This is a genomic window from Enterobacter sp. 22466 (genome assembly GCF_052044775.1).
GTDB classification, from domain to species: Bacteria; Pseudomonadota; Gammaproteobacteria; order Enterobacterales; family Enterobacteriaceae; genus Enterobacter; species Enterobacter dissolvens.
Genome location: NZ_JBQENX010000004.1, coordinates 278,265 through 296,947, shown reverse-complemented (window position 1 = coordinate 296,947; position 18,683 = coordinate 278,265). Strand labels below are relative to the sequence as shown.

At 59.1% G+C, this 18,683-nt stretch carries 13 protein-coding genes; 5 read left to right on the top strand and 8 right to left on the bottom strand.

What is annotated here, in order from left to right:
* Window positions 1–276: 276 nt before the first annotated feature.
* Window positions 277–2,073 carry a nitrate/nitrite two-component system sensor histidine kinase NarX gene (narX, locus tag ACTJJI_RS13600; RefSeq protein ID WP_050861324.1) on the top strand — a complete coding sequence of 599 codons (1,797 nt, stop codon included), beginning with the start codon at window positions 277–279 and terminating at the stop codon, window positions 2,071–2,073.
* A complete protein-coding gene (gene narL / locus ACTJJI_RS13595) occupies window positions 2,066–2,716 on the top strand; it encodes a two-component system response regulator NarL (protein ID WP_003856701.1) in 651 nt (216 codons plus the stop codon). The genes narX and narL overlap by 8 nt, the downstream gene beginning before the upstream one ends.
* Before the next feature lie 3 nt (window positions 2,717–2,719).
* Here narL and ACTJJI_RS13590 read toward each other — a convergent pair whose 3' ends face one another.
* The 7 genes from ACTJJI_RS13590 to nasR all read right to left on the bottom strand — a co-directional run bounded on the left by ACTJJI_RS13590 (window position 2,720) and on the right by nasR (window position 15,083).
* Complete coding sequence (locus ACTJJI_RS13590; RefSeq protein ID WP_050861325.1) at window positions 2,720–4,126, bottom strand: YchO/YchP family invasin; 1,407 nt, start codon at window positions 4,124–4,126, stop codon at window positions 2,720–2,722.
* 137 nt (window positions 4,127–4,263) lie between these two features.
* Entirely contained in the window at window positions 4,264–6,741 is a 2,478-nt protein-coding gene (locus ACTJJI_RS13585; protein ID WP_440654433.1) for a nitrate reductase, read from the bottom strand.
* Window positions 6,738–10,727 carry a nitrite reductase large subunit NirB gene (nirB, locus tag ACTJJI_RS13580; protein ID WP_440654431.1) on the bottom strand — a complete coding sequence of 1,330 codons (3,990 nt, stop codon included), beginning with the start codon at window positions 10,725–10,727 and terminating at the stop codon, window positions 6,738–6,740. The genes ACTJJI_RS13585 and nirB overlap by 4 nt, the downstream gene beginning before the upstream one ends.
* 13 nt (window positions 10,728–10,740) lie before the next feature.
* Window positions 10,741–11,529, bottom strand: coding sequence for an ABC transporter ATP-binding protein (locus ACTJJI_RS13575; RefSeq protein ID WP_013096250.1), 789 nt, complete (start codon window positions 11,527–11,529; stop codon window positions 10,741–10,743).
* 9 nt (window positions 11,530–11,538) lie between these two features.
* On the bottom strand, window positions 11,539–12,420 hold the full coding sequence (gene ntrB, locus ACTJJI_RS13570; protein WP_046887692.1) for a nitrate ABC transporter permease: 882 nt from the start codon (window positions 12,418–12,420) through the stop codon (window positions 11,539–11,541).
* Window positions 12,421–12,422: 2 nt separating this feature from the next.
* Window positions 12,423–13,670, bottom strand: a complete 1,248-nt coding sequence (locus ACTJJI_RS13565; RefSeq protein ID WP_440654428.1) for a CmpA/NrtA family ABC transporter substrate-binding protein — start codon at window positions 13,668–13,670, stop codon at window positions 12,423–12,425.
* Between the two features lie 228 nt (window positions 13,671–13,898).
* On the bottom strand, window positions 13,899–15,083 hold the full coding sequence (nasR, locus tag ACTJJI_RS13560; RefSeq protein ID WP_125366295.1) for a nitrate regulatory protein NasR: 1,185 nt from the start codon (window positions 15,081–15,083) through the stop codon (window positions 13,899–13,901).
* 72 nt (window positions 15,084–15,155) lie between these two features.
* Between nasR and ACTJJI_RS13555 the strand changes: the two genes are divergently transcribed.
* The 3 genes from ACTJJI_RS13555 to ACTJJI_RS13545 all read left to right on the top strand — a co-directional run bounded on the left by ACTJJI_RS13555 (window position 15,156) and on the right by ACTJJI_RS13545 (window position 17,852).
* Window positions 15,156–15,509: a DsrE/DsrF/TusD sulfur relay family protein gene (locus ACTJJI_RS13555; RefSeq protein WP_014832270.1), complete on the top strand. Its 354-nt coding sequence runs from the start codon at window positions 15,156–15,158 to the stop codon at window positions 15,507–15,509.
* A 106-nt stretch (window positions 15,510–15,615) separates the two neighbouring features.
* Window positions 15,616–17,400, top strand: a complete 1,785-nt coding sequence (locus ACTJJI_RS13550; RefSeq protein ID WP_046887688.1) for a methyl-accepting chemotaxis protein — start codon at window positions 15,616–15,618, stop codon at window positions 17,398–17,400.
* A 212-nt stretch (window positions 17,401–17,612) separates the two neighbouring features.
* On the top strand, window positions 17,613–17,852 hold the full coding sequence (locus ACTJJI_RS13545) for a hypothetical protein (protein WP_440654425.1): 240 nt from the start codon (window positions 17,613–17,615) through the stop codon (window positions 17,850–17,852).
* 41 nt (window positions 17,853–17,893) lie between these two features.
* Here the strand turns inward: ACTJJI_RS13545 and ACTJJI_RS13540 are convergent, their stop codons facing one another.
* Window positions 17,894–18,589 carry a gamma-glutamylcyclotransferase gene (locus tag ACTJJI_RS13540; protein WP_013096242.1) on the bottom strand — a complete coding sequence of 232 codons (696 nt, stop codon included), beginning with the start codon at window positions 18,587–18,589 and terminating at the stop codon, window positions 17,894–17,896.
* Window positions 18,590–18,683 lie beyond the last annotated feature (94 nt).

Here is an 18,683-nt window from a genome sequence, read left to right as displayed (position 1 = left end):
ATTAGGGTTTTAGGCCGGCGGTAAGTTGATATAAATCAAAGGAAAAGTGGGAGGATTTGCGGCGAAAAAAAAGCCATCATCCTTAGTGAGTAGGACAATGTGGTAAAAAAGACGTGGTTTTTCACAGGACTGACGACTCCCGGTCATTCCCTCCCCCTGAGCCTTACCCCTTTGGCAATTTAGAGGTAATCCTTTATTGGTATGGGTATACTCCAGGGTATGCACCAGAATAGCGCCATTCCTGCAAGCAGGCCACGTCAGGAGCCCGGCAACTCTATGTTAAAAAGATGTTTATCTCCGCTGACACTCGTTAACCAGTTGGCACTGATCGTTTTGCTGTCCACCGCCATCGGTGTGACCGGCATGGCGATTTCCGGCTGGCTGGTACAGGGCGTACAGGGTAACGCGCATGCCATCAACGAGGCAGGCTCCCTACGCATGCAGAGTTATCGTCTGCTGGCCTCGGTGCCATTAACCCAGGACGATCAGAAGCTGATCGACGATATGGAGCATACGGCGTTCAGTCCTGAACTGGAAAGCGCTGCGATACGTGCCGGTCAGGAACCCCAGCTTAAAGCCCTTCAGGGCTACTGGCATACCCAGCTGGAGCCGGGTTTAAAACAGGCGAAAACCCCTGATACCGTTGCCCGTGACGTCGCCGGGTTCGTTTCACGCATTGATACCCTGGTCTCCTCTTTCGATCAAACCACCGAATTACGTATCGACCGGGTGGTCATGATCCACCGGGCGATGGCGCTGTTTATGGGCCTGCTGCTGATTTTCACCATTGTCTGGCTGCGCGCGCGGCTGCTGAACCCCTGGAAGCAATTGCTGGCGATGGCCCGCGCGGTGACCGCACGAGATTTTACCCAGCGTACCCACATCAGCGGACGTAACGAAATGGCGATGCTGGGCCAGGCGCTGAACACCATGTCGGCCGAGCTTTCCGAGAGTTACGCGGTGCTGGAAAAACGCGTGCAGGAGAAGACCGCCGGGCTTGAGCAGAAAAACGAGATCCTCTCCTTCCTCTGGCAGGCTAACCGCCGTCTGCATATGCAGGTGCCGCTGTGTGAACGTCTTTCGCCGGTTCTGAATGGTCTGCAAAAGCTCACCCTGTTGCACGACCTGGAACTACGGGTGTACGACATGGAAGATGAAGAAAATCACCAGGAGTTTACCTGTCAGTCTGACGTCACCTGCGATGACAAAGGGTGTCACCTGTGCCCACGCGGTTTACCGCCGCTGACCACCAGCGGCACGACGCTAAAATGGCGGCTGACGGACAGTCATACCCAGTACGGTATTCTGCTGGCGACCCTGCCCGCCGGGCGTCATCTGAGCCACGACCAGCAGCAACTGGTGGATACGCTGGTTGAACAGCTGACGGCCACGCTGGCCCTCGACCGCCATCAGGAGAAGCAGCAGCAGCTGATCGTGATGGAAGAGCGCGCCACCATCGCCCGCGAACTCCATGACTCCATTGCCCAGTCGCTCTCCTGTATGAAAATGCAGGTAAGCTGTCTGCAAATGCAGGCCGCAGAAATGCCGGAAAGCAACAAACAGCTGCTGAGCCAGATCCGCAACGAGCTGAATACTTCCTGGGTACAGCTTCGCGAGCTGCTGACCACCTTCCGCCTGCAACTCACCGAGCCGGGTCTGCGCCCGGCGCTGGAAGCAAGCTGCCACGAATTTAGCGCAAGACTGGGCTTCCCGGTGAAGCTCGATTACCAGTTACCGCCCCGCTTTGTGCCATCGCATCAGGCCATTCATTTACTGCAGATCGCCCGCGAAGCGCTGAGCAACGTGCTGAAACACGCTGACGCGACGGCGGTGACGGTTACCGTTAGCCAGCACGATAATCAGGTGAAGCTCACGGTTCATGACAACGGCTGCGGCGTGCCGGAAAATGCCGAACGGACAAACCATTACGGTTTAATTATCATGCGAGACCGCGCCCAAAGCCTGCGCGGTGACTGCCAGGTTCGCCGGCGAGAGACAGGTGGCACAGAAGTGGTCGTCACCTTTATCCCCGAAAAACCGCTCACAACTATCCACGGAGAAACCCATGACTAATCAGGAACCGGCATCCATCCTGTTGATTGACGACCATCCGATGCTGCGTACTGGCGTAAAACAGCTGGTCAGCATGGCACCTGATATCACCGTCGTTGGTGAAGCCAGCAACGGTGAACAGGGCATTGAGCTTGCCGAATCGCTTGATCCTGATTTGATCCTGCTCGATCTGAACATGCCAGGCATGAACGGTCTGGAGACGCTCGATAAGCTGCGCGAAAAATCGCTGTCCGGACGCGTGGTGGTGTTCAGCGTCTCAAACCATGAAGAGGACGTGGTCACAGCGCTAAAACGCGGTGCAGACGGCTACCTGCTGAAAGACATGGAGCCGGAAGATCTGCTCAAGGCCCTGCAACAGGCTGCCGCAGGCGAAATGGTACTCAGCGAGGCGTTAACCCCGGTGCTGGCCGCCAGCCTGCGGGCAAACCGCGCCACCTCTGACCGCGACGTCAGCCAGCTAACCCCGCGCGAGCGCGATATTCTGAAGCTGATTGCCCAGGGTCTGCCGAACAAAATGATCGCCCGTCGTCTGGATATCACCGAAAGCACGGTCAAAGTGCATGTGAAACATATGCTGAAGAAGATGAAGTTAAAATCCCGCGTTGAAGCCGCCGTATGGGTGCATCAGGAGCGTATTTTCTGAGGATTACTCATCCGGCAGCAACTTCCACCGCGGGTCATCGTCAGGCAACGCGACAAGCGGCTGCACCACCGTCAGCGTGATCTCATTGGATGAGACGCGCTGCCCTTTTTCATCTTCAACCACCGCCGACAGGTGCCAGCGGTTTTTCGCCCCTTCACTGTCATCCCAGGCAGGCATAATCACGCTCCAGCCCTCGCTGCTGTGACTGTTGGCCGGCGAGGTCAGGCTCAGTGCCTGGGTATCGCCCTGCCAGTGGATCTGGCGGATACCGTGCGTGCTGCGCACCTGAAGCTTGAGCATCACGGTCTCGCCCCCTTTCAGATCCCACGGCGGGGTCGCCAGCCAGACAGAGAGCGTTTTGCGCTGGCGGAACTCCATCACCGGCAGATTATCCCGCTCCGGCGAGTCATAGCGACTGCCGCGCAGAGAACGGGTGGCGGCGACTTCGCTGGCGGAAAGTTGCTTTGAAAGCGGCACGCCAAAGCGATAGTTGAGCTTAAGCCCAAGGTTGTTCTGACTCACCCCACTCTCGCCTTGCTTATGCGCCGCGGTCAGGGTGACCAGTGGCACCGGGGTATAGTTGAGTCCCAGGTTGACCGCGACCGGGTTGTGATAGCCGGTTCCGCTGTTGAACAGGTCGACGTTGTCACCAAAATATTGCTCGAAGCTAACGCTGGTGTTGAAGTGGTGAAACCAGGGAAGCCAGGCTTTCGCGGTCACGTCATAGCCGCGCGCCATGCGCTGCTCCTGCACGTCGGAACTGTCGCGCCAGCTGGCAAAAGGCTGGTAGTAATTGGCCGACAGACGCAGATTCTCGCCCCACGCTTCTGCGCCAAGCCCGGCACGCTGCAGGTTTTCATCCAGCAGGTTGTCGTAAAAAGTGTTGTAGCCGAGCAGCCATTTTCCGGCAACCCAGCGCTGACCGATGCCGGCATTGCTCACCAGGCCGTCACTCTGCTGCGTCAGCCCCAGCTGGCTCCAGCTCAGGTAACGGTTGTTATCATTCCAGGGGATGAACCAGCTCCCGCTGCTGCCGTTAAAGTTCCCGTCGTCATCCACCAGTAAATTGACGCTGGCGTTGCCCCACGGCGAGAGCCAGGACTCAATCTGCTGATTCACCTCGCCGCTCACTGCGTCACGCACCTGACCAAACGCGAACTGACGCGCCTGCTCACCGGTGGTGAGGCCGTTATCGGTCATACTGGCTTCGCCAAAGGCTTTTGCCATTTCGGCCAGGTGCTTTTCCCCCTCGTCTGTTGGCGTCGCCATGCCGAGATCGGGCAAACTGTCCCCGTTGTTATCAAAGGGGTTTTCTGCCTGATGCATAAAGGAATTCGGGGCACCGTGAACGGCACCCGCCGTAAGAAGTGGGAGTAATAACAGAAAGCGAATGCGGGACGATACAGCCATCAACGTCGTAAATAAGAACCTGTGTTTATGAGGCAACGCTTTTAATGTTAACGCGATAAGCTGTGAAATGCAGTCTTAGTGCAAATTTCAGGATTATCCTGAACATTATTGTCGCCTTACCCGACACTCTTAGACCATTATCCAAACAGCCCTTTCAGTTCCGGCACGCAGGAGCCGCAGTTGGTGCCACACCGTAGTTTCGCCCCCAACTCTGCGACGGAGCCGCACCCGCCGACAATCGCCTCCCGTATCGCATTTTCCCCGACGCAGTAACAGCTGCAGATAATGCGTCCCGGATCGACACTCTCCCCCGCACTCGCGCCGTTCAGGAGCGCATGTCGCTCCGCAAGCGTCTCAGGAGCCCGACGAAAAGCCTCTTCAATAGTCGCATGCGCCAGCGCTGGCAACGTAGTCCCTTCCCAGAAGCCGAGCATCAGTTCGCCGTGATGCCACGCCAGCACGCTGCTGCGCGCATCCGTTCGGGCAAGTTGCAGTTGCCAGCCCTGCTGTTCAGCATACTCCTTCACCCACGGCATCAACGGTTCGTCACTCGCCACCGTCAGGCGTGAGGCTTTGCGCCACCAGTGTACCGAAGGTGGCAGTTCCGGCAGCACACGGGCATACAGCTCTCCCTGCCATTCAGGCTGCCATGGCATGATCCTGACGGCGGTCTGTTTACTCTCCGGCTGGCCGGACTGCGGATCGCAGCGCCCCTCCACCAGCGTATTAACCTTTCCCTGACGGGCAAACTGCGCATTCCAGTGCATGGGCGCGAATACTTCCCCCTCCCTTTGTCCATCGTTGATACGTACTTTTGCCACCATCACTCCACGCGGAGAGCTGATCCGTGCCAGTTGCCCGTCGCAAAGGGCGAAACGCGCGGCATCTGCGGCGCAGATCTCAACGCAGGGCTCAGAGATATGCTGCATCAGCCCGGAAACATATCCCGTACGGGTCATGGTATGCCATTGATCGCGGATGCGTCCGGTATTCAGCAGCAACGGGTATAACGCATCTGGCGCCGCGCCATGCAGACGCGGGTCAACGGGCACCATATTCCGGTGGGGAAAATCGCCCGCCGCCCACTGGTAAGGCTCAAGCTGATCCCACGCCTCACGGGTAAGCCCCGCCAGCGCATGCAGATTAAACGCCCGTGCCCCGTCATTCTCAAACGCCGACAGCGCCGCATGTTCACAAAAAATCTCCTGCGGATGTTCCCAGGCAAAGGCCTCACCATAGCCCAGCTGTTTCGCCACCTGCGCAACTATCCACCAGTCCGGTTTTGCCTGGCCCGGGGCAGCCAGAAAGGCGCGCTGGCGCGAGATCCGCCGTTCGGAGTTGGTGACCGTACCGTTTTTCTCTCCCCAGCCCAGCGCCGGAAAACGGATATGGGCGTAGCGGCTGGTGTCGGTCTCCTGCATTACCTCAGAAACAATCACCAGCAGGCAATTCGCCAGCGCCTGGCATACCGCATGACTGTCCGGCAGCGAGACAGCCGGATTGGTGCCCATGATCCATACCGCCTTTACCTCACCACGGGCAATGGCGTCAAACAGCTCTACGGCCATCAGGCCTGGGGTTTGCGCCAGCCGTTCTGTCCCCCAGAAGCGCGCCACCCGCGAGAGATCGTCCGGCTCGAAGTTCATGTGCGCCGCCAGCTGATTCGCGAGGCCCCCTACTTCCCGTCCCCCCATCGCGTTTGGCTGGCCGGTCAGCGAAAATGGCCCGCAGCCCTGACGGGCAAATTTCCCGCTCGCAAGGTGGACGTTAATGATGGCGTTGCACTTGTCGCTGCCGCTGGAAGACTGGTTGATCCCCATGGTGTAGAGCGTAATGGCACGCGGCGCCGTAAGGAACCAGTCGTAAAACGTGGCAATCTCCTGTGCATCGAGACCGCAAAACCCGGCCACGCGGGCAATCGGCCAGTCGTCGGTACCCTGAATCAGGTTGAGCAAACCGACAAACAGCCCGGCGTCACTGCCGGGCGCGAGCGCCAGATGCAGGTCGGCGATATCACAGGTGGCGGTTTTACGCGGATCGATCACCACCACTTTCATTTGCGGATTGTTTTGCCGCGCCTGAACCAGCCGCTGATAGAGCACCGGATGCGTCCATGCCGCGTTTGAACCCACCAGCACCACCAGATCGCTGTTCTCCACGTCCTCATAGCTGCACGGCACCACATCTTCGCCAAATGCGCGCTTATAGCCTGCTACTGCCGACGACATGCAGAGACGCGAGTTGGTATCGATGTTCGCCGCGCCGATAAACCCTTTCATCAACTTATTGGCAGCGTAGTAATCCTCGGTGAGTAGCTGGCCGGAGGCGTAAAACGCCACCGCCTGCGGCCCCCAGGTGTCGATAATCGCCCGTAACCGCTCGCCGGCCGCGCTTAACGCCTGCGACCACTCCACCTCCAGCCCGTCCACCACCGGGTGCAACAGCCGCCCCTGCAGGCCCGTGGTTTCACCTAACGCCGCGCCTTTGACACACAGCCGTCCAAAACTGGCGGGATGGCGTTCATCGCCGCGCACTGTGACCTTGTCGCCCTCAACCCGGGCCACTACCCCGCAACCGACGCCGCAGTACGGGCACGTTGTTCGGGTTTCATTCATGATGCCTCCGCACGGACCAGCAACGCGTCGTTCCCCACCCACACCTTGCCGTTTTCGATTTTCACCGGCCAGGCGCGCACCGCAGGCTCACCGTTATCCACCTGGCAGCCGTCGCGCAGGCGAATACGCTGTTTATAGAGCGGCGAGATAACCACCGGCTCACCCGCCGCATCGCCAAGAATACCGCGTGACAGCACGTTCGCATCGCTGCCTGGCTCCCGATCGTCAAGGGCATAGACCGCTTTGCCAAAGCGGAACAGCGCGATCGGCTTACGCCCCAGCCGGGCGCCGATCCCCGCCTGCTCCGGGATCTCATCCAGACCGCAAATTTCCTGCCAGCGTTTGCTCTCTTCCGTCGCCGGACCGTTCACCGCCGTGCGGAACAGCGCCAGACGGTTCGGATCGTTAAGCGTGGTCTGCCATTCACACTGATACGTTTCCACCACACGGGCCATCTCCTGCTCCAGCTCGTGCGCAATACCGAGGCTATCGTCGAGGATCACCTCTCGCAGATAGTCGAGACCGCCTTCAAGGTTGTCCATCCAGGTGCTGGTCCGCTGCAGGCGATCGGCCGTGCGAATGTAGAACATCAGAAAACGGTCGACGGTACGGATCAGCGTCTCTTCATCCAGATCGCTGGCGAAGAGATCCGCGTGTCGCGGCTTCATGCCGCCGTTGCCGCACAGATAGAGATTCCAGCCCTTGTCCGTGGCGATCACGCCGACATCTTTGCTTTGCGCCTCGGCACACTCGCGGGTACAGCCGGACACCGCCATTTTGATTTTGTGCGGCGCGCGCAGCCCCTTGTAACGGTGCTCCAGTTTGACCGCAAGGCCGGTGGAGTCCTGCACGCCATAGCGGCACCAGGTTGACCCGACGCAGGATTTCACGGTACGCAGGGATTTACCGTACGCATGCCCGGTTTCAAATCCGGCCTCCACCAGCGCCTGCCAGATCTCCGGCAACTGGTCGAGCGTGGCTCCAAACAGGTCAATACGCTGCCCGCCGGTGATCTTGCTGTACAGCCCGTAGCGCTTTGCGATCTGCCCGATAGCAATCAGCCCGTCGGCCGTTACTTCCCCGGCGGGCATGCGCGGCACGATGGAGTACGTGCCGTCCTTCTGAATATTGGCAAAGTAGCGGTCGTTGGTGTCCTGCAGCGGCAAATGCGCCGGTTTCAGCAGGTATTCGTTCCAGCAGGAGGCCAGCACTGACCCCACCAGCGGTTTACAGATCTCACAGCCGTGCCCCTGGCCGTAGCGGCTAATCAGCTGGTCGAAGGTACGAATATGGTTGACCCGCACCAGGTGATATATCTCCTGACGTGAGTACGGGAAGTGCTCACAGATATCTTTTTTCACCTCCACGCCCTGCTCAGCCAGCTGGAACTCCATCACCTGTTTCACCAGCGCACTGCACCCACCGCAGCCGGTCGCCGCTTTGGTGCACTGCTTGATGGTGCCGATGTCCGTCGCACCGGCGCTCACTGCCTGGCAGATATCGCCTTTGCTGACGTTATGACAGGAGCAGATCTGCGCGCTTTCCGGCAGCGCCGCCACCCCCAGCGCTTTTGGCGCGCTACCGGAGAAGGCTGGCAAGATGAGCGTTTCAGGCTCTTTCGGCAGGCTGATTCCGTTAAGCATCATCTGCACCAGCGTGGCGTATTCGCTGGCATCCCCCACCAGCACGCCGCCGAGCAGGTTTTTGTTGTCATGGCTGACGACAATTTTTTTATAGATTTGCTGCGGGCCGTGGGTCCACTGGTAGCTCAATGCCCCCGGCGTACGGCCATGGGCATCCCCAAACGAGGCCACGTCCACGCCCAGCAGCTTAAGTTTGGTGCTCATATCCGCGCCGGTGAAGGATTTCTCCTCACCCGCCAGCGTGGCCGCCGCCACGCGTGCCATCTGGTAACCCGGCGCCACCAGACCGAAGATTTTACCTTCCCACAGCGCACATTCCCCGATGGCGAAGATGTCCTTATCTGAGGTCTGGCAGGCGGTATCAATGCAGATCCCGCCGCGCTCGCCGATCGCCAGGCCGCTGCTGCGCGCCAGCGCATCCTGCGGGCGGATCCCGGCAGAGAAGACCACCATATCGGTGTCCAGCTGTTCACCGTCGGCAAAGCGCAGGACCAGACCGTCGTCGGTGGCCGCGATTTCGGTGGTGGCCTTGCTGGTGTGAACCCCGACGCCGAGCGCTTCAATTTTTTTACGCAGCATTGCCGCGCCGTCGTTGTCGAGCTGTACCGCCATCAGATTGGGTGCGAATTCCACCACGTGAGTTTCCAGGCCCAGCTGTTTCAGAGCGTTGGCCGCTTCCAGTCCGAGCAACCCACCACCGATCACCACGCCGCGGCGGGATCCCTTCGCATGCGCGGCAATGTTATCGAGATCGTCCAGCGTGCGGTAGACAAAGCAGCCCGGCAGGGTGTTACCCGGCACCGGCGGAACAAATGGATACGAGCCGGTCGCCAGCACCAGTTTGTCCCAGTGGGTTTCGTGGCCGCTGACGGTACGCACCACGTGCGCGTCGCGATCGATGGCGACAATTTGCTGCGACAGACGCAACTCTATGCCGTGTCTGGCAAAGAAATCGCCCTCCACCAGCGAGAGGGACTCCGCGCTGCGGCCGCCAAAATACTCTGAGAGATGTACGCGGTCGTAAGCGGCATAACGCTCTTCGCCAAAGACGACAATCTGGTATTGCTGATGCAGATTGCGGTTTACGCAGTCTTCAAGAAAATGGTGGCCGACCATACCGTGCCCAACCACCACCAGAGTAGGTTTTGTCATAGCGTTCTGTCCTGCAACCTGCGGTTGCGTCGTAGAGAATCGATCGAACAGCCAGTCCACGTGTGCGGGCGCAGCCGTTGCCAGTAAATCGGTAAATGTTGCCGCGCTGCGGCAATCGCCCATCAGCAGTACGCCAGCCAGCGCACCGCGATGGATCAGTAAGCGACGGTAGTGACGGGTCAGCGGATCCCACGCGTCCCAGACTGTATCCTCCGGCTGCGCCGTTACGCGCCCGACGCTGAAGAGCTCCACGCCGGTAACCTTAAGGCGCATCCCACCGTCGGTAAGGGCAAATGGCGCGGGGGCGTCCCCTGCCAGTCGGGCGGCGAGAATGTCCGCCTGTGCCAGACAGGGGGCAACCAGGCCAAACGTCTGACCGTCGATTTCGCAGCACTCCCCGATGGCGCTGATAGCCGGGACGGAGGTCTGCATCTGCGGGTTGACCACAATGCCGCGGGCGCACTGAATACCGCTGGCGCTTGCCAGCGCGATATTGGGCAGTACGCCGGTAGCCAGCACCACGCGCGCGGCGCTAACCTGGCGTCCGTTGAGCAGCGTTACTGAATCTGGCGCGATTGCCGCGATCCCGGACGACAGTTCGCAGCGCACACCGCGCTCCGCCAGCGCCGCCTCCAGCAACAGCCCCGCCTGCCGATCCAGCTGTTGTTCCATCAACCACGGTCCGCGATGCACCAGCGTGACGTTGTCACAAGTCTGTGCCATCGCCGCTGCCGTCTCAACACCCAGCACGCCACCACCCAACACCACCGCTGGCCCCGGGATCTGCGCAATGGCTCGCGTATCCTCAAGGCGGCGGAAGGTAAAGACGTGTGGCGCTTCGCACCCGGGGATCGGTGGCACGAACGGTATCGACCCGGTGGCGAAGACCAGTTCATCCCACGCCAGCGTGGTCCGCGCGGTACGGATTTCCCGTTTCACCACGTCCACGGCGAGCACCTTTTGCCCCCTGAGAACCGTGACGCCGCGCTCGCGGTACCAGGCATCGTCCTGCAGGCGGATCTGTTCCGGGCGTTTTTCCCCACCCAGCACCGGCGAAAGCTGGATGCGGTTGTACGCATGCTCAGGCTCTTCACCCAACACGGTGATCGCGAAGCGGCCAGGCGCACGCCCGGTCAGCGAGGCAATCAGCCGTGTCGCTGCCATTCCATTGCCGATAATGACCAGTCGCATCGTGGTGCTCCCACTACGCCGCTTTGGGCTGTTTTTCATAGAGGAAATGGAGGATCTGCTGGCGCATGTGGTGGTAGCGGCTGTCGTCCGCCAGCTGCACCCGGTTACGCGGACGCGGCAGGTCAACCTCCAGAATTTCGCCGACAGTCGCCGCCGGGCCGTTGGTCATCATCAGCACGCGGTCAGAGAGCAGCACCGCTTCGTCCACGTCGTGGGTGATGAGCACAATGGTGGTGTTGAGCGCCTGCTGAATTTGCATCACCGAGTCCTGCAGATGGGCGCGCGTCAGCGCATCCAGCGCGCCAAACGGTTCATCCATCAGCAACACTTTCGGCTTCATCGCCAGCGCACGGGCAATGCCCACGCGCTGCTTCATGCCGCCTGAGATCTCCCCCGGGCGTTTATGCAGGGCGTGCCCCATCTGCACGCGATCGAGGTTGTGTTCAATCCACTCCCGACGCTCCGCCTTGCTCATGGTGTGGCGGAACACCTGATCGACCGCCAGCGCAACGTTGTCGAAACAGGTCAGCCACGGCAGCAGGGAGTGGTTCTGAAAGACCACCGCACGCTCCGGTCCCGGACCGGCAATTTCACGGTTGTCGCAAATCAATCCCCCTTCCGTTGGCAGCGTGATCCCGGCGATTAAGTTCAGCAGCGTTGATTTGCCGCAACCGGAGTGGCCAATCAGGCTCACGGTTTCCCCTTCGTGGATATCAAACGAGACGTTCTGCAGCGCCAGAAACTCACCGCTGGCGGTAGAAAAACGCTGGCTTACGGCCTGGACCTGAATGATCGGTTTCATGTTCGCTCCTTATTTTTCCTGCCAGCTGAAGCGACGGGCGATCAGCATCAACCCCTGCTCCAGCAGTAACCCGACCACGCCAATGATGACGATGGCGATGAGAATGTTTTCGACGTTGAGGTTGTTCCACTCATTCCAGATCCAGAAGCCGATCCCTAAGCCGCCTGTCAGCATTTCGGCGGCGACAATCACCAGCCAGGCGATGCCGATCGAGAGACGCACCCCGGTCAACACCGCAGGCAGCACGGCCGGGAAGAGGATCCGGCGCAGAATGGTCCACTCAGAAAGCTGCAGCACGCGGGCCACGTTGAGGTAATCCTGCGGAATACGGCGTACCCCTTCGGCGGTGTTAATCACCATCGGCCAGATCGAACAGATAAAAATGGTCCAGCTGGATGCCGGCTCTGCTTTCTGGAACAGCAATAAACCAATAGGCAGCCAGGCCAATGGGCTGACCGGACGCAGCAGCGCAATCAGCGGGCTGAACATGCGAGAGAAAAAGGTGAAGCGGCCAATCAGAAAACCGAGCGGGATACCGACTAACGCGGCCAGGCCAAAGCCCACCGCCACGCGCTGCAGGGAGGCGAGCACGTTCCAGCCGATCCCCATGTCGTTTGGCCCGTCGCGATAAAACGGATCGGCGAACAGGGTGATGGCAGAATCCAGCGTGCTCAGCGGCGTCGGAAAGCCTTTGCTGTTGATTGCCGCCAGTTGCCAGAGCACCACCAGTAGTCCCAGCCCCAGCAGCGCCGGAATGATACGCTGGAGCACATCGTTAATCCGGCGGGCAATCGCCGGAGGACGACGGCGAACCTGAACCGGTGGCAGGGTAATCACCTCGCCACTCACCGGCGTCTCGTGTTTTGATTTCGTGCTGTGCAGATGCTGCATAATCAGGCCCCTTTACGGTGAATAGCGAAGCGGTTGGCATAGCCTTCAGGATCGGTGCCGTTCCAGACGGTGCCGTCCATCAGGGTGCTACTGCGTAGTGGTGACGTCGGTGTGGTAATGCCCCCCACCGCGGTGGCGGCATCCTGCCAGACCGCCGTCTGGTTGATGCGCCGGGCAATGTCGACATAGTCCGGCGCAGATTTAAGCAAGCCCCAGCGGCGGAACTGGGTTAAGAACCACATGCCGTCAGAGAGCCAGGGGTAGCTGACGGCGCCGTCGTTGAAGAACCGAATGGGATGCGCGTCCTGCCAGCGCGTGCCCACCCCGTTGTCGTACTCACCCAGCATCCGTCCGGTGAGGTATTGCTCTTTGGTGTTCAGCCATGCGCGACGCGAGAGGATCTGCGCCGTTTCACGTTTGTTTTCCGGGGACGCGTCGATCCAGCGCGCGGCTTCCAGTACAGCGCTCACCAGCGCCCGCGCGGTGTGCGGATTTTTCTCCACCCAGTCTCGACGGGTACCGAGGATTTTTTCCGGGTGGTCAGCCCAAATGGACTGTGACGTAGCGGCGGTAAAACCAATACGGTCGTTAATGGCCCGGGCATTCCACGGCTCGCCAACGCAAAAGCCGACCATATTGCCAATGCGCATGTTCATCACCATCTGCGGCGGCGGTACCACCACGGTGCGAACATCGTCGAACGGGTTAATGCCCGCACTGGCCAGCCAGTAGTAGAGCCACATGGCGTGCGTGCCTGTCGGGAAGGTATGCGCGAAGGTGTACGTGCCCGGCGCCTGCTGCCGAATCAGTTTCTGCAGACCGTCGAGATCGCGAACGCCCTTCTCTGCCAGATCGGCGGAGAGCGTAATCGCCTGGCCGTTCTGGTTAAGGGTCATCAGGTTCGCCATCTGCTGTGGCTTACCGGCGATCCCCAGTTCCAGTCCGTACAGCAGACCGTAAAGAATGTGCGCCGCGTCCAGCTCTCCCGCGACTAACTTGTCGCGTACGGCCGCCCAGCTCGCCTCTTTGGTGGGCACGATGGTAATGCCATGCTTTTTATCGAACCCTTTCAGCGCCGCGATGACCACCGGGGCGCAGTCGGTCAGCGGGATAAACCCGATGCGCACCGTATCCTGCTCGGGTTTATCCGAGCCTGCCGCCCACGCGGCCTGCATGACACCCGGTAATAACATTGCACTGCTCGCCAGCACGCTGGCCTGCAAAAACCGCCGTCTCGACAAATCCGCCATGACCACTCCTGAAAAAAAGACAAAAAAAAGCGCCCGACAGTACCGAAGCACCGCTGGACGCCTTTATCCCGAAGACTGATGCACCGCCGTTGGCGCACCGTCAAAATTGGTTACTGAAATAATGCAAAGGTAATGCCAGGTTTTAATGCCTTGTTTTTGTGGCTTTTGCCCCACTGGCTCTGCAAAAACGCACCTCAATCAGGCACAACGTGCCCACTGATTGTGCAGCTACTCCTTAGGGGTTAGCTGCCATAACCGCTTCACGGTGAGCAGCGCACGGGCGATATCCACCATGCGCTGATTCTTGTCCATCGCCATTTTGCGCAGCGCCGTCCACGCCTGTTCTTCGCTCATATTGTGGTGGGTCATCAGTACACTTTTGGCTTTATCGATGGTCTTGCGCTCTTCCAGCGTATCGCGCAGCGTCGCGAGCTGACGTGAGAGCTGTTCTATTTCACGAGCCTGCTGGCGAACCAGCGGCAGCAGGGGTTTGTCCGGATAAAGCGCGAGCGGATCGTCATTCTCATCGGCACTTACCGGATGTTGATGGTCATGATGGATACGCTCATCAACCGCCAGCATCAGGTCGGCGATAACCATCTCCTCCAGGGTGCGCAGGTGCTCAAGGCGTGACGTTTGCAGGGCAAACCAGTTCAGCGCCGTGTCGCCATTATCCGCAGCGGGCTGGCGCGTGCAGGCCACGCGCCTGAGCTGCTCCGTCTCACGGTCGGGCTGACAATTGAGGGAAAACGTATTCTGCACATCCGCCGGGCTGTGGCTTAAAAAGATCTCAAAACAGGCCTGCTGGCCGTCGATACGGTCAACCAGCCTCTGACGGGTAACATCATCAAAAAAGCCCTGCGTGAAGCCTATAGCCCCCAGTGCCCGCTCTTGTCCCGCCAGCTCTTTGCCCTGCATCAGGCTATACAGGGCGACAAAACGTCCCGCAAGTTGCGGATCGTCAATGCTGTCGTTGAGCTGCGGCACGATACTGAGCAGATGGCGAAGCATGCGACAGTAATGCTCCATCGCCTGCGGGGCGGTAACGGTTTGTTGATTAACCCCCTCACGCAGGGCGGGCAGCGTTTCCAGGCTCTGCAACGCAGCGGCGATGCGCTCACACACGGCGCTGCCCGGCATGGGGGAATGTTTATCCAGAATGCCATGCAGGATGGCGAGGTTTTCATCCACCAGCGCCCGGCTGGCTTTGCATTCGGGGGCATAGAGCTTACCCTGTGAGCAGAGCCAGACGTTTGAGGCACCGCGCTCGCACTGTAGCATATGCACCAGCTGGCTAATGCCATTCACCAGTACACCCAGCTGTGCCAGCTTGCTGAGCTGCTCCTGGCGCAACGCCTTTGCGCGCTGGAGCCATTCGGTGGCACCCGACGAATTGCCAGCCATTAATGTCATGCTTACTCTCCCGGATAACCATACCTGGGAGAATGAAGCAATATTCGTGCCTTAATATAAACAGGAGTCAACATGCAGAAGATAGTGATCGTCGCCAACGGGGCGGCCTACGGCAGCGAATCCCTTTTTAACAGCCTGCGTCTGGCAATCGCATTGCGCGATAACGCGAGCGAACTGGAGCTGCGGATCTTTTTGATGTCTGACGCGGTCACCGCTGGCCTGAAAGGCCAAAAACCGGCGGAGGGCTACAACATTCAGCAGATGCTGGAGATCCTGACGGCGCAAAACGTGCCGGTAAAACTGTGCAAAACCTGCACCGACGGGCGTGGTATCACCGGGCTGCCGCTGATTGATGGCGTGGAAATCGGCACGCTTGTCGAACTGGCCGAATGGACATTGACCGCCGATAAAGTATTAACTTTTTAATAATTAACCCGCAAAAATATTATTTTCTTATGGACGCGGTTTCAGCATCAAGTTTACCTGCTGGGTTGCCGATAGGCATGGAAACAACACAGCAGGTATTTCACTTATGTTCAGATCGATTCGTGCTCGCATCATTGCCGTGACGACAGGTTGCCTGGTCGTCGCCCTTGTTCTCAATACCGTCATTAATTTCCAGGTCACGCGCCAGGATAACCAGCAGTCGCAGCGTGACATTCTGACCAGCACCAGTGCCAGTCATAACATGGCGATTGCTGACTGGGTGAAAAGCAAAATGACGGTGATTGCCTCCGCTCAGAGCGTGGCGCTGAGTGACGATCCGGTTCCGGTCTTTAAACAACTCGCCCAGGCGGGTGGATTCACCAACGTTTATGTCGGCTATGCCAGCAAAACGGCGAAATTCTCCGACCCGGCGGGCGTGCCTGCGGATTATGATCCGACCATTCGCCCGTGGTATCAGCAGGTGGTCAGTCAGGACGGTCCGGTGGTGACCGCCCCTTACGTGGACGCCGGGACCGGGAAACTGGTGGTGACATTTGCGGTGCCGGTAAAAGAAAACGGCACCCTGCAAGCGGTGGTGGCAGGTGACGTGGCTATGGATAGCGTGGTGGCTAACGTACGCGGCATCCATCCGACACCGGCGAGCAGTGGTTTGCTTCTGAACAGCGACGGCAGCGTTATCGCCGCCAGCGATCCAGCCCTGACGCTTAAACCGTTTGCTGAGATCATTACCGGGACCGATTTAGCGGCGCTGAAAAGCGGTAACCTGGTCGAGGGTGCATTTGACGGTGGCGAAAAAACCTTCGTCGCCACTCCCGTTCCGGGGACAAACTGGATGCTGGTGGTCGCGCTCGACAATAACGACGCCACCTCCGGCATGCGCTCTCTGCTGAAAGCCTCGGCGTTATCGCTGGTGATCCTCGCCCTGCTGAGCGGTGCGATTGTCCATATCCTGATTGCCCGTTTGCTCAAGCGGTTATCCGATATCCGCGACGCGATGCATAACATTGCCAACGGCACCAACGATCTCTCCCAGCGCCTGCCGGACAGCGGTAACGATGAAGTGGCGCAAATCGCCCAGGCGTTTAACGCCTTCAGCGATAAGCTCTCGGTGGTGATGGTCCAGCTGCGCGATGCCAGTGCCTCGGTGAAAAATGCGGCTCAGGAGATTGCGGCTGGCAACCAGGATCTCTCCGGGCGTACCGAGCAGGCGGCCTCCAGCCTGCGTGAAACCGCCAGTGCCGTAGAGGAGATCACCGCGTCGGTGACCCAGTCAAATGAGTCCGCGGCAGAAGCGAATGAACAGGCCAGTAAAGCCTCCGCTGCGGCCTCACGCGGCGGTGAGGTCGTCTCTCAGGCCATCAGCACCATGCAATCCATTGAAGTGGCTTCGGCAAAAATTGGCGATATCACCAGCGTGATTGATGGCATCGCCTTCCAGACCAATATCCTGGCGCTGAACGCCTCGGTGGAAGCGGCGCGCGCCGGTGAGCAGGGCCGCGGATTTGCCGTGGTGGCAGGCGAAGTGCGTAACCTGGCGAGCCGCAGCGCCCAGGCGGCGAAGGAGATCAAATCACTTATCGACTCCACCACCGACAGCGTGGCAACCGGCTCCCGCTATGTACATCTGGCCGGGGAAAGCATGGATGAGATCCGCGCCAGCATCGGCAGCGTCTCGGGTATCATGCGTGAAATCTCCATCGCCACCAGCGAGCAGATGAAAGGCATCCACGAGATCAACCATGCTGTCACGCACCTGGACAGAATGGTGCAGCAGAATGCCGAACTGGTGGTGCAATCCGCCGCAGCCGCCAGTGCCCTGCAGAGCCAGGCGGGCGACCTTGCTGAAACAGCCGGACATTTCCGCATTTAATGTTATTCTGGCGCGCCTTCGCCGTGTAAATGCGCGCCAGCTGAATGCTTTCAGGGATTTTGTCATTTTTGTTTAAACGTTATGCCATTTTTTGATCAAAATCAGCATCCCGACTCTCCCCCTTTGGTGTTATGCAATGAGTGAATTGTGAACAACATCACGCTCGGAAATGGCAGCAGGGAGAGCGTTGTTTAAGACTACGGGGTAAATAAATGGCACTGGTAAAAACAAGTTTGAAACTGTTTGGCGGGGATACGATAGTGGTGCGTTGCTCTGAGCAATGCCGTATTCATCTGATGAGTGCGAAAGCACAAAAACAATCGCAGGCGGATATCCTGACCGTGCAGGACGACAAAGCATGGCTTACCGTCCCTTATACCGGCACCTGGGATGTCCTGATTGACAGCCATAGTCAGTCACTCGAACACTCTGTCAGCTACGTGGCCGCTTAAAAACAAACGCCCGGTCTGCACTCTCGCAGCCGGGCGTATTATCAGGCAAAACCCGGACGCAGCGGGTTATTCAGCGGATTTCCTTCCAGCAACGCTTTCACCTTCGCCACCAGCTCATTCAGACACTCGTCCTGCATGCCGAGGCGCGTCAGTTCCTGATCGAGAGAAAACAGATACTGCGCATTTGTGCCGAGCGGTCCGCTGGCTGCCGCAATCAACGGCGCGATCACCTGCGTACGGGTATCCGCTTCATACAGCGGATGGCGCGGATCCATAATAAACACCAGCGCGTTGACGGTGCGTCCGTCATCAAGTTCCAGCTTGCACCAGCTTGGCATATAGCAGCCGGTGATCATCTCGCGCTTCCAGAGCAGCGTCAGCTCCTCTTCGAGCGTGGCATCCGGCAGGCGATACGCCACCCCCGTGGTGCGTCCGCCCTCTTTCAGTGCAAGCATACGTCCCGGCTGACAGGCACTTCCGCGTCCGGCGGTTAATCGCAGGCAAAACGCGCGATGCCACCCCGGGAGCGTACCTGTCGCCGATTCGACAAATTCCAGAGCCGGGTTCCACATCAGCGAACCGTAGCCAAAAATCCATACCGGGCCATCATCCGGGCGGCAGGCAAGCGTGGCAGCGAGCGACGCCGCACGTTGTTCAGCTGACCAGAGAAGCGATTCCTCAATAGCACCAAATGCCGTCTTACAATCTGCCTTCATTAAGAAATCACGCGTTAACACTTTACACCTCCGCCACTGCATGCTTCCTTGCGACATCTGTAATTCACCTTCCCGGCATTATCTACTGGTCATTTTGCCAGCAGTTGAATAACGA